This window comes from Pirellulales bacterium, assembly GCA_036267355.1.
In the GTDB taxonomy this organism is placed as follows: domain Bacteria; phylum Planctomycetota; class Planctomycetia; order Pirellulales; family DATAWG01; genus DATAWG01.
Genome location: DATAWG010000073.1, coordinates 124,742 through 138,664, shown reverse-complemented (window position 1 = coordinate 138,664; position 13,923 = coordinate 124,742). Strand labels below are relative to the sequence as shown.

Here is a 13,923-nt window from a genome sequence, read left to right as displayed (position 1 = left end):
CCACTCTTGCCATGCCCGAACTTGCCGTGACCTTGGTGGCCGTGATGGCCTTTGCCACCGAGGTGACCGGCGCCATGAGTTCCGTGGCCTTTGCCATGGCCCATGTTGCCGTGGCCCTTATGACCGTGGCCCATGCCCTTTATATGACCATGCTTGCCGTGATGACCGGCAGCGTGGGCGCCGCTCTTGCCATGCCCAAACTTGCCATGGCCTTTGTGGCCGTGATGGCCTTTGCCACCGAAGTGACCGGCGCCATGAGCTCCGTGGCCTTTGCCATGGCCCATGTTGCCGTGGCCCTTATGACCGTGGCCCATGCCCTTTGCATGACCATGCTTGCCGTGATGACCGGCAGCGTGGGCGCCGCTCTTGCCATGCCCAAACTTGCCGTGACCTTGGTGGCCATGCTGGCCCTTGCCACCGAAGTGACCAGCACTAGCGCCGTGGCCTTTGCCACGGCCCATATTACCGTGGCCTTTTCGGCCGTGGCCATGTTTGCCATGCTGTCCGGCCTGGCCGAAGCCACCATGGCCGTGACCGCCGCGGCCCCACGCCCCACGACCATGGCCACGTTCTCCGCGACCGTGACCGCCGTGCGTGTTGCCAGCAAATCCACCGTGGCCAGCATGACCGTGGCCAGCATGACCGTGGCCGAACCCGGCGCCGCCGAACCCACCGTGACCATGATGGCACCCGTGATGTCCGGAGAAGCCGGCTTGGTGGCCAGCGAAGCCACGTTGATGGCCGCCGAAACCTTCGTGATGATGACCGTGGAACGATGCACCGAAGGCCTGATGATGGCCGCCGAAACCCCCATGTCCGAAACCAGGATGACCGGCGCCCATGAAGCCGCCTTGATGACCATGCTTGGCGTGATGGCCATGCTTGGCATTGCCTGCGGTCATGCCGCCGGCTTTCTTACCCTTCGCAGCTTCACCATGATGCGCTGGCCCTTGTGGAGCGCCACGATGGGCATGGCCGGCCCAAGCGGCCTCGCCGTGCCCGTGTTTCTTCTTTGCTTCGCCGTCCTTGCCGTCGCCATCTTTCGGAGCATGATGCTCTTTGGCTTCATGCTCTTTGGCTTCGGGATGACGCCCGTCGGCCGCAAGTTGAGCATGCGCTCCATGGTGATGGGCATGACCGAACGCGCCGCCAGGCCCACGTTCGCCGGCCGGTGCCTCCGAGTCGCTCGGCGAAGCGTGATGATGATGACCTTCGTAGGCCGGCTCAGAACCAGGCCCCTGGGCGATTTGCACTTGAAACGTCGGACCGCCAGCTCGCATTGCGGCTTTCAAGGTCGAAAGCTCTTTCTTTTGGTCATCGTTCAAGAGCGATAAAGCCTTGCCGACGTATTCTTTACGCAGATCGAGATATTTTTCGCGGGCCGGGACGAACAGTTTTTCCACAGCCGCCCGATCACCCGACGCTTGCGCCTTTTGGATGTCAGCTTGCGACTTTTCAAGCTCCGCTCGCACTTTGCCCATCATTTCGAACTGGGCTTTCTGATACTCCTCTCGCAGCTCCGAGAGCTTCGTTTTTTGCTCATCCGAAAGCTTGAGATTTTGATCTATGCCCGGCGGCAGCAATTGGGGTGTAAAAGCTCGGAACGCGACCGCTCCGCGAAATCGCGGCCCTGGCCGCGAGGCAGGCCCAGCCTCATCCGCCGCAAAAAACATCAGCGGCGAGGGCTCAATCGACACCAAAGCCTGCTCGTAACTCTTCAACTGTTCAGACGCTACGGCGATGATATTCTTCGAAACGGCAACTGTCGCTTGCGAAACAGCAGCCTTCGAAACAACTGCCTGTGAAGTTGTCGAACTGTTTTCCCGTCGCGGTTCGGCACAAAACGCCACCGCTGGCAACAGTGCTACCACCCCTAGGCTCCGCACCAAACGTGGTAAGCCGATCATTCCAGACGCCTCCTACAAAAAAGGGATCACCGCCAATACCACATTGAACAGCCGGTTCCGTCAAAAGTTTCGTGGTCGCGAAAAAAGATTCCAAGGAAGCTGCTCCCAAACGGCCCATCCCCGCTATGCGACCGATCATACCTCTTTCGACTTGATCCACGGCATTAACCGCCGCAGCCTACGGCCGACTTCTTCGATCGGATGGCTGCGCTCCGCCCGGCGCATGGCCTTGAACGACGGCGCCCCTGCCTTGTTTTCCAAGATCCAGTCCCGTGCAAACTGGCCACTACGGATTTCCGCAAGAATTTTCTTCATCTCGGCCTTGGTCTGGTCGGTGACGATCCGCGGTCCGCGCGTGTAGTCGCCGTATTCCGCCGTGTTGGAAACGCTATAGCGCATATAGTTCAACCCGCCTTGATAAAACAGATCGACGATCAGCTTCAGTTCGTGCATGCACTCGAAATAGGCCATTTCCTCTTGGTATCCGGCTTCTACGAGCGTTTCGAATGCCGCCTTCACAAGTGCACTAACTCCGCCGCAAAGGACGGCTTGCTCGCCAAAGAGGTCGGTCTCGGTTTCTTCGGCAAATGTGGTCTCGATCACGCCGGCCCGCGTGCCGCCGATGCCCTTGGCATAGGCCAGCGCCAATTGCCGCGATTGCTGGCTCGCGCCGGGGCTCAAGGCAATCAGGCACGGAACGCCGCCGCCGCGCTCGAACTCGCTGCGCACGAGGTGCCCGGGCCCTTTCGGCGCCACCAATGCCGCATCCACGCCCGGCGGCGGTTCGACCTGCCCAAAATGGATATTGAAACCGTGCGAGCTGAGCAGCAAATTGCCGGCCTTGAGATGCGGTCGGATGTGCTGGCGATAAATGTCGGCCTGCACTTCGTCGGGCAAGAGAATATTGATCAAGTCGGCCCGTTTCGAGGCTTCCTCGACCGGCATCGGTTCGAAACCATGGCTCACGGCCAAGTCGTAATTTGCGCCGCCCGGCCGCTGGCCGATGATCACCGTGCAGCCGCTATCGCGCAGGTTCTGGGCCTGGGCATGGCCTTGCGAGCCGTAGCCAAGGATGGCAATCGTTTTTCCCTTCAACAGCGACAGATCGGCATCGGAATCGTAGTAGGTCTTTGCGGTCATCGCTGAATTTTTCCTGTGGGCAGTAATTTCCAAGCAGTGACTTCTAGGCCATTTCAAAGCGGAACGGCCGAATAAAAACAGCACGACGACTCGCACGTCCGTGTCGTCATGTCGCGGGTTGCAAACTGGATCACCGAATTCACACCGAGCCGGTTGCACTGGCAAGCGATGCGTCGGAGGCGGATGTGGTGAGCGAATTTACCGGCTTTGCCGCCGCACGGTCGCAGCCACCGCGGACCATCGCAATCCGCCCCGTGCGAACCAATTCGATGATGCCGAACGACCGCATGAGATCGATGAAGGCCTCGATTTTTTTCTCGGGCCCGGCGATCTCGACGATCGCTTCTTCGGCGGCGACATCGACGATGCGACCTCGAAAAATCTCGGCCAATTCGCACACTTCGCTGCGCCGGCCCCCTGCCGGCGCCCGCACCTTGATCAACATCAGATCGCGTTCGACGAAGTCTTGCGAACTGATGTCGACGACGTGCACGACGGTGACGATCTTTTCCAATTGCCGGCTGACTTGTTCCAAGACGCGATCGTCGCCGACGACGACGAACGTCATTCTCGACAGATTGGGGTCTTCCGTGGCTCCGACCGCGAGGCTATCGATGTTGTAGCCGCGCGAGGCGAGCATTCCGCTGATATGAGCGAGCACGCCAGGAACGTTTTGAACCACGGCCGAAATCACGTGACGCATGCCGGAATCCTTGTTTTCCCGAGATTTTGAGTCTCGCATCATAGCCCGTCCACCCCGAGGCTAGCAAGAGACGGTCGCGCTTTCGCGGGGCAAGCGGGCACGCGAAGCACTTGCCTTAGTGCAAATCGATCGGTAAACTTCCGTGTTTCCGCTGATGTCGTGAAGGAACTCCGAACATGAAAGATGGCATCCACCCAAAATACGTCCAAACGATGGTTAAGTGCGGGTGCGGCAATACGTTTACGACCCGCAGCACCGTGCCGGAGTTGAAGGTCGATATCTGCAACGTCTGCCATCCGTTTTACACGGGCAAGCTGAAGTTCGTCGACACCGCCGGCCGGATCGAAAAGTTCAAAACGAAATTCGCCGGCGCCGGTTATGCCAGCCTGAAGCGCGGCAAGAAGCAACCTGCCGACACTGCTGCCGCCCCCGCGGCCGAATCGTAGCCGCAGCCTCTCTTTTCGCCGTCTGCCCGTGGGCGTACAGTGCCGTAGGTCAGGCTTTCCAGCCTGACTGCTGTTTTCGGCTCCGCGTTCTCTAACGCTCGTCGGCCTGGAAAGGCTGACCTACGATGGGCCGACCGCTATTGCCGCCCCGCGCCCGCGGCTGCCATACTTTTGCGTTGCCGAGCCAACGGGGGGAACGCAAATTCGCTATCGCCCCACGCCCGTAGCACTTTTGCCCGCATCCAACAAAAAATCCCATGCGTGACGTTCTCGACCAAAAACTGGCTCGTTTCGAAGAGCTCGAGCGATTGCTTGTCGATCCGGAAGTGCTGGCCAATTCGGCCCGCATGGGTCCAATCGCGCGCGAACACGGCTCGCTGGCCAAGCTGGCCACGAAATTCCGCAAATTCAAGCAGTTGAATTCGCAAATCGCCGAAACGCAGGAAATGATCGCCGGCTCCGATAGCGAGATGCGTGAATTGGCCGAGGCCGAACTGCCGGAGCTCCGTGCCGAGCGAGAAAAATATTGGGACGAACTGCTCGATCTGACCGCCGGCGGTGACGACGCCAATCGCAACCGTTGCGTGATGGAGATTCGCGGCGGCACCGGCGGCGACGAAGCGGCCCTATTTGCCCGCGATCTTTATGAAATGTATCGCCACTATTGCGAATCGCGCGGCTGGAAAATCGAAGTGCTCGAAATGAGCGCCACCGAATTGGGCGGGTTCAAGGAAATCGTGCTCGGTCTTGAAGGCGACAGTTGCTTCGCCGATCTGCAATACGAAAGCGGCGGCCATCGCGTGCAGCGTGTGCCGCAAACCGAAGCCAAGGGCCGCATCCACACCTCCGCCGCCACGGTTGCCGTGCTGCCGGAGCCCGAAGACGTCGAAGTCGAAATCAAGCCCGACGATTTCCGTAAAGATATTTTCTGCGCCAGCGGGCCGGGTGGACAGCACGTCAACAAAACCGCCTCGGCAATCCGGCTTACGCACTATGAAACCGGCTTGGTGGTCCAATGCCAGGATGAAAAGAGCCAACACAAGAATTTCGCAAAGGCCCTCCGCGTGCTTAAGACGCGGCTCTATGAATTGAAGCGGCAACAGGAACACCAGCGCCGGGCCGACGAACGCCGCACGCTTGTCGGGTCGGGCGACCGAAGTCAGCGCATCCGCACCTACAACTTTCCCGACAACCGGCTCACCGATCACCGCATCAACCTGACGCTCTACAAGCTCGACAGTATCTTGGCCGGCAACTTGCAGCCCGTAATCGACGCGCTGCGCGATTTCGACCGCCGCGAACAGCGCGAAGCCTTCGGCAGCATCGATTGACCCTCGGCTTCGCAACACAAGCCTGGTGCGCTACGGCGCGGGCGAGTGTGCTTATCGGCGGGTTTTGAGACAGTGCGTCGCAAGGAATACTCGGCGGCCGCGCTGCGAATAACTAACCGCGAGGCGCGCGCGAACGCTTCTTTCCCCGAACACTGCGCCTGCGCGGCGAGATTGAGTCGATCAACAATGCCTTCGTCAAAAAGCAAAAGTCGCGATCGGCAGACGATGTTGCCGGAAATGGTTGGCACGCCGCCCGGCATTGTCGAACAACCGCCGTCGGTTGCCGTGCCGCAAGCGCCCGTCGCGGTCGCCGAAGAAATTCCCGTCGCTTCCGGTGCGCTGCCGTCGACCGAGGATGCGCAGCTCGGCTTGCCGGAGAGTTTGGCGGGGAAGACGGTGTCTGTCGTCGATTCGTTCTCACTTATTTTCCAGGTCTTTCATGCGTTTCCCGAAATGACCGGGCCGCGCGGTGAACCGGTCGGTGCGGTGCTCGGCTACACGCGCGACATGCTGAACCTACTGGAGCAGCGCAAGCCCGACTATTTGTTTTGTGCGTTCGATTCACCGGGCGGCACGTTTCGTAGCGAGCTATTCGATCAATACAAGGCGCATCGCGGCGAAATGCCCGAAGATTTGCGGCCCCAGATCGGCTCGATCCGCCGCGTGCTCGAGGCGATGGCGATTCCGGTTTTGGCGGCCCCAAACTACGAAGCCGACGACATTCTGGCCACTGTGGCGCGATTGGTCGACGAGCGGGGCGGCGAATGCTTTTTGGTCACCGGCGACAAGGACTGCCGGCAATTGATCACCGAGCGCGTGAAGATTTTCAACATCCGCAAGAATCAGGTCTACGACGCCGCTGCGCTGGCAGCGGATTGGGGAGTCCGGCCGGATCAGGTCGTCGATTTCCAGGCGTTGGTGGGCGATTCGGTCGACAATGTGCCGGGCGTGCCGCTGATCGGCCCGAAACTGGCCCGCGATCTGTTGCAAAAATTCGATTCGCTCGACAATCTGCTCGAGCACATCGACGAAGTGGCGGGGAAAAAGCGGCAAGAAAATCTCCGCGAGCATCGGCAGCAAGCGCTCCTGAGCCGGCAACTCGTACGGCTCGAATCGCGAACGCCGGTGCGCATCGAGTGGGAACGCGGCCGACCGGGTCGATACGATCCGGCCCGGGTGGCGGATATTTTCGCCGAGTTCGGTTTCCATAGCCTAACATCGAAGATGCGCGGGCAAGCCGCCGATGTGCGCTCCGTAGCCGCGCCCATCGAAACCGCGTACGAGACGATCGACACGCCCGACCGGCTCCGCTGGCTGGTTGAACAACTCTCGCAGCAACCCGTGATTTCGCTCGATACCGAAACCACGAGCATCTCGCCGCGCTGGGCCGAGCTGGTTGGTATCTCGTTCTCGTGGCATGATTGCCAAGGCTTTTATCTGCCGATTCGCGGGCCTGCCGGTTCGCGAGTGCTGGATTTACAGCCGACGCTCGATGCCTTGCGGCCAGTGTTGGAAAACCCGGCGATTCGCAAGATCGGACAGAATCTGAAATACGATCTGATCGTGTTCCGATCGGCCGGGATCGAGGTGCGGGGTGTGGCGTTCGATTCGATGCTCGCCAGCTATCTGCTCGACGCCGGCGAACGGAACCACAATCTCGATGAATTGGCCGTGCGGTATCTGAACCACACCACGACGAAAATCAGCGAACTGATCGGCAGCGGCAAAAATCAAAAGCGGATGGATGAGGTTCCGATTCCGCAAATCACGCACTACGCGGCCGAAGATGCCGATATCGTGTGGCGAATTCGCCCGCCGCTCGAGCGGCGGTTGGCCGAAGCTGGCTTGAAGGAGTTGCTGGAAACAGTCGAGGTGCCGCTGGTGGAAGTGCTCGCCGAACTGGAATACAACGGCATCCGCGTCGATTCGGCCCGGCTCGCGGAATTGAGCAAGCAATACGGCGAAAAGCTGGCCACGGCCGAGCAGGAAATTTACGCCCTCGCAGGCCGAAAGTTCAATATCGGCTCGCCAAAACAATTGCAAGAGATTCTCTTCGACGAACTGAAATTGCCGCGACTGCGGCGGACCAAGACCGGCGCAAGCACCGATGCCGACGTGCTCGAAGAACTGGCCCGGCGGCACGAACTTCCGGCCAAGATCATCGAATACCGGCAGTATGCGAAGTTGAAAAACACGTATGTCGACGCGTTGCCGCAGCTGATCCATCCCGCGACCGGCCGCGTGCATGCGTCGTTCAATCAATCCGTGGCCGCGACGGGCCGGCTTAGTTCGAGCGATCCGAATCTGCAAAACATCCCGATTCGCACGCAGGAAGGCCGCGAAATCCGCTCGGCTTTTTTGCCGGGCCAAGACGACTGGCTGCTCGTGGCGGCCGATTATTCGCAGATCGAATTGCGCGTGCTCGCGCATCTCTCCGAAGATGCAACGATGCGGGCCGCCTTTGATCGCGACGAAGACATCCACGCCCGAGTGGCCAGCCAGGTGTATGGCGTCGGGCTCGACGCGGTCACGTCGGAAATGCGGCGCGTGGCGAAGGCGGTGAATTTCGGCGTGATCTACGGCCAGAGCCCGTTCGGCTTGTCGAAAATGCTCGGCATCGATCAGGCCGAAGCGGCGGAATTCATTCGCGCTTATTTCGCCGGCTACCCGGGCATCAGCCGATTCTTGGAAACGATTTTGGCCGACTGCTGCCGGCAGGGCTATGTGAGCACGATCCTCGGCCGGCGGCGAGCGATCCGCGGCGTTCGGCCGCCGAACCTGTCGGCAAATCTGGCCGCCGCACCGGACGACATTGCGGGCGAAGAGGAATCGGCGGGTTCGCCGGAACCCGAAGGGCTGCCCGACGCCGATTTTTCGCCCGCCGACGCGGGGCTGGAGTGGGAACCGATCGACGTGGCGCCGCCGGTGCGGGGCCCAAAATGCATCGCGGTGCCGCAGCGCAATCTCGCCGAGCGAACGGCGATCAACACCGTGATCCAAGGCTCGGCCGCCGATCTGATCAAGCTGGCGATGATCAACATTCATCGCCGCTTGCGAGCGGAGCCCTGGTCGGCGCGGATGCTGCTCCAGATTCACGACGAATTGGTTTTCGAGGCTCCGCTGGCGGAAGTCGATCGTCTGGTGGAAATGGTGCGGCAAGAAATGTCGAGCGTATTGCCGTTGTCGGTGCCGCTGAAAGTCGACGTAAAAACCGGCCGCAACTGGGCCGATTGCGAACCGTGGGGTGTATAGGCCACGGCTTTTCAGGCCGAGAACGGCGGAAATATTCGCCATTTTCGCCCGGGGGACAGGATTTCCCTTGTTTCGTCGTTTTTCAGCTTGCAACTTTTTTATTTTTAACTATCATATCCGGAGCGAGCGGAATTACCGCCGCCGGATGTTATATCTATGCTATGAAAATTGTCGTATGAGTATCGTAAGGACCATTGGGCAAGTGCAGGCGGAACTCGAAGCATTGCTCTCGCGTATTGACTTTTCCCGCGAATCCAAGGCGCTTCAAGCATTCGTTGCTCCAGCAGGAATGGAAGCGCGCGTTTCTCTTCGCTACACGGACGGCCATCGCAAGATACGCCGGACTGCCGACGCATCCTATTTCGATCCGGCGCTGTGCGAGATCGTGATTTCGTTCGAGCCTGCCGAGCAATCAGGCACCGGCGCGAAGGCCTCCATGGCTCCTGGCGGCGCGAGTGATCCGCTGGCGGACTTGGTTCGAACACTGGACGCAGCCGAGCGCGAGCCGCGATTCCGCGAGTTTGTGGGACTCAAAACTTTTCGCGATTCTTTTCTTCCACTGCGAGGTTTTGATTGGGCGCGCGACCCTGATGGGCGGCGTGCCGTCCTCTCCCAGGCCATCGAACAGGGTGTCGTGTTGCGAAACTCCGTTCCCAACCCGCGAGAGCCGAGCTTTCCGACGACCGCGATCCGTGTAAATCGCGACCATCCGGATGGCAAGCGGATCTTGGCTGAATCGGCCGCCGAGCGATCTCTTTTCAGCCCGATCGCACTGCGCGGTCCGGAATTGTCGTCCACCATCCTGGCGGAGCGCCGGTAGGCAGTGGCGATTCTTTCTAGTGGCGATTCTTTCTAGTGGCGATTCTGTATCTTGACACGAGCGCGTTGGTGAAGCTCTACGTGCGCGAGACCGGCACGGAGCGAATGCTCGCGCTCGCGCATCCCGATGCGGGCCACCGCCTCGCGATCGTTTCTTTGTCGCGAATCGAGTTTCGCGCGGCGATTCGCCGCCGCGCGAAGCTCGGCGATGTGGAACCGCTCGTGGCGGAGGGCCTGCTGCGTGATTTCGGACAGCACGCGGCCAACATCTTTCAGGTGCAGCCGCTGAACGACGTGGTTTTGGACGAGGCCGCCGGTGCAATCGATCGCCACGCTCTGCGGGCATACGACGCGGTGCAATTGGGCGGCTGCCTCGCCCTTAGATCGAGCCTGAGGTCGGCAATCGAGGTCCAATTCGTCTGCGCCGACGCGTCACTTTTCGCAGCAGCGTGCGCGGATGGGCTTACGGCTATCAACCCGTGCGAGGAATGACGGCCAGCGGCGCGGGGCACGGGCCGGCATGTCTGCGCAGAAGGCTTGGGGCACATGCGGCGGCCGACACAACGCGATATAATGGGGCCGCAAGCGGGCTCGTGGTCGCCACGCCCCAGCGCCTCTCCGCCGCGGGGAGCATCACGCCTAGCAGCCATTTCCCATGAAAATCATCGGCCTCCTCGGTGGCGTCGCGGCGGGAAAGAGCCAAGTGGCGAGGCTCTTTCAGCAGCGCGGGGCCGAGGTGCTTGATGCCGATACGGTGGGACACGAAGTGCTTCGATTGCCGAGCGTGCGCGAAGCGATTCGGCGGCATTTCGGCCCGAGCGTTTTCGGTCCGGATGGTCAGGTGAACCGGCCGGCTTTGGGCAGAATTGTTTTTGGTTCGCAGCCGAATGCTCCGCAAGAGTTAGCCGTACTGGAATCCCTGACCCATCCGCCTATCCGCCATCAATTGCGAAACCAAGCCGATCGGATGCTAGCAGATGGGGTGCCGGTGGTGATTCTCGACGCGCCTGTATTGCTAAAGGCAGGCTGGGACGATCTTTGCGATGCACTGGTTTTCGTTGATTGTCCCGAGGCGGTGCGGCGAGCGCGGGCAGTGGCACGGGGTTGGATGAGCGAAGATTTTGCCGGGCGCGAAGCCGCGCAGGCACCCGTCGAATCGAAACGAGCGCTTGCGGATTTTGTCGTAGATAACTCGGGCTCTCTGGGGTATACTCAAAACCAGATTGAAAAGGTTTGGCAGACCCTTGTCGGCTAGTCCCACCCTTCCCGGCTCCTGCCGGTAGGCCAGCCCAATCGGCCAATCCCGAAGCGATCGGTGGCGTTCTCACCGGGCGCCAGCCAAAAAAGCCAATTGGTATTCCATCCTGCGGCTTCGTGTCATTTCGCCATCCGGAATTCCCGCCGTCGAACTTTGTTTCGGTTTCGCGTGTCTCGTCGAATGGGCCGCCATGGTCCAAACTTCGCCGGCGACAAAAGTATGCGTCGTGTTCAACCAGTTGGTAATCAACCGCTGGTGGTAGTCGTTGAAAGGCAGGCATTGCTCCTTTCGTCGGCGCGGAAAATGCTTCCGTTCGCTCGATTGCTTGGAGGCCAATCCATTTTTCAACGCCTGATGTGGCGTTCAATTCGCAGGATGTGACTGAACGAAAAAGCTGAATTCACCCGCCGTCGGCGCCTTCAGTGCGCTGACCACTCCGTTTCATTTCAGGAGAGAGTCGCATGTCAGATATTCGCGGATCCCGGGCACGCAAAGCGGCCCCGCCGGTCGAAGACACGCCGCCGTCAATCGATGAATCCCTGTTGGACGAACCGCTATCGCTGGCCGAAGAGCTGGCCGAGGAGGCCGATCGCGGCTTCGTGCGCGACGATACCGATCTTCGCTACGAGCAGGTGAAGCAGGGCGACATTCACATCGCCGAATTGCAACGGATGTCGATGCCGCAATTGATCGACGAAGCACGGCAAGAGAATCTCACCGAAATCACCGGCATCAAGAAGCAAGATCTGATTTTCAAGATCCTCAAAGAGCGCGTAAAGCTCAACGGCCTGATGTTTGGCGAGGGCACACTCGAAATTCTGCCCGATGGTTTTGGATTCCTCCGCAGCCCCGACTACCACTATCTCTCGTGCCCCGACGACATTTATGTTTCGCCCAGCCAGATTCGCCGCTTCGGGCTGCGCACCGGCGCGACGGTTTCCGGTCAAATCCGTCCGCCGAAGGAAAACGAGCGCTATTTCGCGCTCTTGCGTGTCGAAGCGATCAACTATCAAGATCCGAATCAGCTTGCCGAAAAAGTCTTCTTCGACGACCTCACTCCGCTGCATCCCGATCAGCGCATCGTGCTCGAAACGACGCCGGAAGAAGTCAACTCGCGCGTGATCGACCTGATCGTGCCGATCGGATTCGGTCAGCGGGGTTTGATCGTCAGTCCGCCGCGGGCGGGCAAAACCATCTTGCTGCAAAAGATGGCCAAGGCCGTGCTCGCCAACTATCCGGAATGCTACGTGATCATGTTATTGATCGACGAGCGGCCGGAAGAAGTGACCGACATGGAGCGGCAAGTCAAAGGCCGCAATTGCGAGGTGATCAGCTCGACGTTCGACGAAGTGTCGGCCCGGCACATTCAAGTGTCGGAAATGGTGATCGAAAAGGCCAAACGGATGGTGGAATACGGCTACGATGTCGTGATATTCCTGGATTCAATCACCCGCCTTGCCCGCGCCTGGAACGCCGAATGCCCGAACTCCGGCAAGATTCTCTCCGGCGGCGTCGATGCCAACGCCTTGCAGCGCCCGAAGCGATTCTTCGGTTCGGCTCGCAAGGTCGAAGAAGGAGGTTCGTTGACGATCCTCGCCACGGCATTGATCGAAACCGGCAGCCGCATGGATGAAGTCATCTTCGAGGAATTCAAAGGCACCGGCAATCTCGAAATCGTGCTTGATCGCAAATTGGTCGACAAGCGCATCTGGCCGGCGATCGATATCAATGCCAGTGGCACGCGGCGCGAGGAAATGCTACTAGACCCCGAGGAGTACCGCCGTATCTGCTTACTGCGACGCGTGCTGAACGATATGAATCCGCCCGACGCCATGGAACTGCTCACCACGCGGATGCTGAAGACGCGCAGCAATGCCGAGTTTTTGATGAGCATGAAGAGCTAGGGGCGAGGGACGAGGGACGAGTACGGCCGCGAAATGTCGAGAGGGCGCATGGCGAAGACTTTTCAGGGATCGCTCGCTGCTTCGCCCGGCCGGTGGGCGATCGTTGTCTCGCGGTATAATGATTCGATCACCGAGCGGTTGTTGGCCGGCGCCGTCGAGACGCTTGTTTCGCATGGCGTCGCAGGCGAGGCGATCGAGGTGGCGTGGGTTCCCGGTGCGTTCGAATTGCCGCTCGTGGCCGATCGGCTTGCGGGAAGCCGGCAATATGTTGCCGTGCTGGCGCTCGGGGCAGTGATTCGCGGCGAAACCTCGCACGATCAGCACATCAACCGCGCAGTGAGCATGGCCTTGATGGATGCGGGTTTGCGCAGCGGGATTCCCGTCTTGTTCGGTTTGTTGACGTGCGATACGCTCGAACAAGCCATCCACCGCGCCGGCGGCAACATGGGAAACAAAGGAGCGGAGTGTGCCGAGACCGCGTTGGAAATGGTCAGCCTGCTGCGCCAATTGCCGGAGTGAGGGGGTCGCATTATTTCGGAGCACGATATGGAATGGCGCAGTGCAGCGGAACCGCGCCTAAAGTAGCAGGCACACTCCGTGTGCCGTCTGCGCTGCTCTGTGCGTAGCGGCGCGCAGACGGCACACGGAGTGCGCCTGCTCCAATGAGGCAGGTTCGCCATTTGCGATCGAAGTATTAACCACACGTATTGATTTCACACGATGTCGCGACGCAGCCGAGCACGAGAAGTCGCCCTGCAGGTGCTCTACCAGGACGATCTGAATCCGGCCATGAATCCGGGCGTGGCCGATGAGTTCTTGCAATCGCGGCTGCGATTTGCGGAATTGGTCGAGTTTGCTCGATCGCTCGTGGCGGGAGTGCGTCGGAATCGAAGCGAGTTGGATGCGCGGCTTGCCCGCACGGCGGAGCATTGGAGCCTCGAACGGATGGCGACGACGGATCGCAACGTGTTGCGGCTGGGCGCTTATGAAATTCTCTATGCTGACACGCCCGACCGTGTGGCAATCAACGAGGCCGTGGAATTGGCCAAGCGATTTGGCACGGCCCAATCGGCGCAGTTCGTCAACGGTATTCTCGACCGCTTTCTCGAAGGGCACGGGAAGCAGGAAGAATAGGGTGAGGGTGAGGGGGCAGGGTGAGGGAA

Annotated in this window: 12 protein-coding genes; 10 read left to right on the top strand and 2 right to left on the bottom strand. The window is 60.1% G+C overall.

Features of this window, described 5'->3' with window-relative positions; translation table 11 throughout:
- On the top strand, positions 1 to 1,334 hold a 1,334-nt coding region (locus VHX65_11645), incomplete at its 5' end, for a hypothetical protein (protein HEX3999196.1).
- 708 nt (positions 1,335 to 2,042) lie between these two features.
- On the opposite strand, the gene ilvC is transcribed toward VHX65_11645, so the two are convergent.
- Together ilvC and ilvN are read right to left on the bottom strand one after the other, a co-directional pair.
- Positions 2,043 to 3,047 carry a ketol-acid reductoisomerase gene (gene ilvC / locus VHX65_11640; GenBank protein HEX3999195.1) on the bottom strand — a complete coding sequence of 335 codons (1,005 nt, stop codon included), beginning with the start codon at positions 3,045 to 3,047 and terminating at the stop codon, positions 2,043 to 2,045.
- 139 nt (positions 3,048 to 3,186) lie between these two features.
- The gene (gene ilvN / locus VHX65_11635; GenBank protein ID HEX3999194.1) at positions 3,187 to 3,750 is read right to left on the bottom strand and encodes an acetolactate synthase small subunit; all 564 of its coding nucleotides are present in this window, start codon (positions 3,748 to 3,750) and stop codon (positions 3,187 to 3,189) included.
- 176 nt (positions 3,751 to 3,926) lie between these two features.
- Here ilvN and rpmE point away from each other — a divergent pair, with 176 nt between their 5' ends.
- From rpmE to nusB, 9 genes are all read left to right on the top strand, one after another.
- Entirely contained in the window at positions 3,927 to 4,196 is a 270-nt protein-coding gene (rpmE, locus tag VHX65_11630) for a 50S ribosomal protein L31 (protein ID HEX3999193.1), read from the top strand.
- A 257-nt stretch (positions 4,197 to 4,453) separates the two neighbouring features.
- The gene (gene prfA / locus VHX65_11625) at positions 4,454 to 5,527 is read left to right on the top strand and encodes a peptide chain release factor 1 (protein ID HEX3999192.1); all 1,074 of its coding nucleotides are present in this window, start codon (positions 4,454 to 4,456) and stop codon (positions 5,525 to 5,527) included.
- Between the two features lie 186 nt (positions 5,528 to 5,713).
- Positions 5,714 to 8,779: a DNA polymerase I gene (gene polA, locus VHX65_11620; GenBank protein ID HEX3999191.1), complete on the top strand. Its 3,066-nt coding sequence runs from the start codon at positions 5,714 to 5,716 to the stop codon at positions 8,777 to 8,779.
- A gap of 67 nt (positions 8,780 to 8,846) precedes the next feature.
- Entirely contained in the window at positions 8,847 to 9,599 is a 753-nt protein-coding gene (locus VHX65_11615) for a hypothetical protein (protein ID HEX3999190.1), read from the top strand.
- A gap of 35 nt (positions 9,600 to 9,634) precedes the next feature.
- Positions 9,635 to 10,090, top strand: a complete 456-nt coding sequence (locus VHX65_11610) for a type II toxin-antitoxin system VapC family toxin (GenBank protein ID HEX3999189.1) — start codon at positions 9,635 to 9,637, stop codon at positions 10,088 to 10,090.
- Between the two features lie 163 nt (positions 10,091 to 10,253).
- The gene (coaE, locus tag VHX65_11605; GenBank protein HEX3999188.1) at positions 10,254 to 10,853 is read left to right on the top strand and encodes a dephospho-CoA kinase; all 600 of its coding nucleotides are present in this window, start codon (positions 10,254 to 10,256) and stop codon (positions 10,851 to 10,853) included.
- A gap of 464 nt (positions 10,854 to 11,317) precedes the next feature.
- A complete protein-coding gene (rho, locus tag VHX65_11600) occupies positions 11,318 to 12,760 on the top strand; it encodes a transcription termination factor Rho (protein HEX3999187.1) in 1,443 nt (480 codons plus the stop codon).
- Between the two features lie 48 nt (positions 12,761 to 12,808).
- Positions 12,809 to 13,279 (top strand): 6,7-dimethyl-8-ribityllumazine synthase, encoded by a 471-nt coding sequence (ribH, locus tag VHX65_11595; GenBank protein HEX3999186.1) that lies wholly within the window; start codon positions 12,809 to 12,811, stop codon positions 13,277 to 13,279.
- A 201-nt stretch (positions 13,280 to 13,480) separates the two neighbouring features.
- Positions 13,481 to 13,894 (top strand): transcription antitermination factor NusB, encoded by a 414-nt coding sequence (gene nusB, locus VHX65_11590; protein ID HEX3999185.1) that lies wholly within the window; start codon positions 13,481 to 13,483, stop codon positions 13,892 to 13,894.
- Positions 13,895 to 13,923 lie beyond the last annotated feature (29 nt).

Bases quoted from the DNA above. Each gene is read 5' to 3' on its own strand.
- rho (HEX3999187.1), top strand. From the start codon at position 11,318: ATGTCAGATATTCGCGGATCCCGGGCACGCAAAGCGGCCCCGCCGGTC.
- ribH (HEX3999186.1), top strand. From the start codon at position 12,809: ATGGCGAAGACTTTTCAGGGATCGCTCGCTGCTTCGCCCGGCCGGTGG.
- rpmE (HEX3999193.1), top strand. From the start codon at position 3,927: ATGAAAGATGGCATCCACCCAAAATACGTCCAAACGATGGTTAAGTGC.
- prfA (HEX3999192.1), top strand. From the start codon at position 4,454: ATGCGTGACGTTCTCGACCAAAAACTGGCTCGTTTCGAAGAGCTCGAG.
- coaE (HEX3999188.1), top strand. From the start codon at position 10,254: ATGAAAATCATCGGCCTCCTCGGTGGCGTCGCGGCGGGAAAGAGCCAA.
- ilvC (HEX3999195.1), bottom strand. From the start codon at position 3,047: ATGACCGCAAAGACCTACTACGATTCCGATGCCGATCTGTCGCTGTTG.
- nusB (HEX3999185.1), top strand. From the start codon at position 13,481: ATGTCGCGACGCAGCCGAGCACGAGAAGTCGCCCTGCAGGTGCTCTAC.
- polA (HEX3999191.1), top strand. From the start codon at position 5,714: ATGCCTTCGTCAAAAAGCAAAAGTCGCGATCGGCAGACGATGTTGCCG.
- ilvN (HEX3999194.1), bottom strand. From the start codon at position 3,750: ATGCGTCACGTGATTTCGGCCGTGGTTCAAAACGTTCCTGGCGTGCTC.